Source organism: Psychrobacter sp. 1U2 (genome assembly GCF_051847575.1).
On sequence record NZ_JBPYDC010000710.1, the window covers coordinates 1 to 884 of the forward strand.

General features: G+C 43.6%; 2 protein-coding genes. Both read left to right on the plus strand.

Annotated features, from left to right (window positions below):
* A partial coding sequence (gene lgt / locus ACS8FD_RS18240) for a prolipoprotein diacylglyceryl transferase (protein WP_439276890.1) occupies positions 1–665 on the plus strand: 665 nt, incomplete at its 5' end.
* Positions 666–735: 70 nt separating this feature from the next.
* On the plus strand, positions 736–884 hold a 149-nt coding region (locus tag ACS8FD_RS18245; RefSeq protein ID WP_439276891.1), incomplete at its 3' end, for a thymidylate synthase.

Here is an 884-nt window from a genome sequence, read left to right on the forward strand (position 1 = left end):
TCTATCAGTTCGGTGAATTACTACAAAACCCAGCCTATCTCTTTAAAGTCTGGGAAGGCGGAATGTCGTTTCATGGCGGCCTGATCGGTGTTGGGCTTGGTATGCTGTATTTTGCCCGTAAATATAAAAAGACGCCTTTTCAAGTGCTCGACTTCATTGTGCCTTGTGTGCCAACAGGGCTGTTATTTGGACGTATCGGCAACTACATTAATGGCGAGCTATGGGGACGCGTATCTGATGGCGGCTATAATTGGCTGACTTACTTTCCACAAGCCGCCGCCTTTGATATGCAGCAATTGCAAGCCAACCCTCAGTTGCAAGAGTTGATGATGGAAATAAATGGACAGTACTTACTGCCCCGTCACCCTTCACAGCTTTATCAAGCGCTTACTGAAGGTCTGCTATTATTTTTGTTATTGTGGTGGTATTCGTCCAAGCCGCGTCCACGTATGGCAGTCACTGGCGTCTTCATGCTGGGTTATGGGTTTAGCCGCTTCATCGTCGAGTTCTTCCGTCAGCCAGATGCCGATCAAGGCTTTATATTATTGGGCTGGGTCACTAAAGGGCAGATACTAAGCGCACCAATGATTCTTATCGGTATTTTCTTAATCATTTATGCTTACAAGCGCGATATTTATGATTGGGGTCGTCAATCTGCTTATTAAGACGTATGAAAGTTGAGAGACATTAAAATTGATATACATTAAAACCAAAGACTATGGAATCTAAAAAGTCATGATTACTACTAAGAACGAAGCGGCTTATCTTGATTTATTAAAACTAGTATTGGCTGATGGTACTGAAAAAGGTGATCGTACTGGTACTGGTACGTTAAGTCATTTTGGTGCGCAGCTGCGTTTTGATTTGGCGTCAGGATTTCCGTT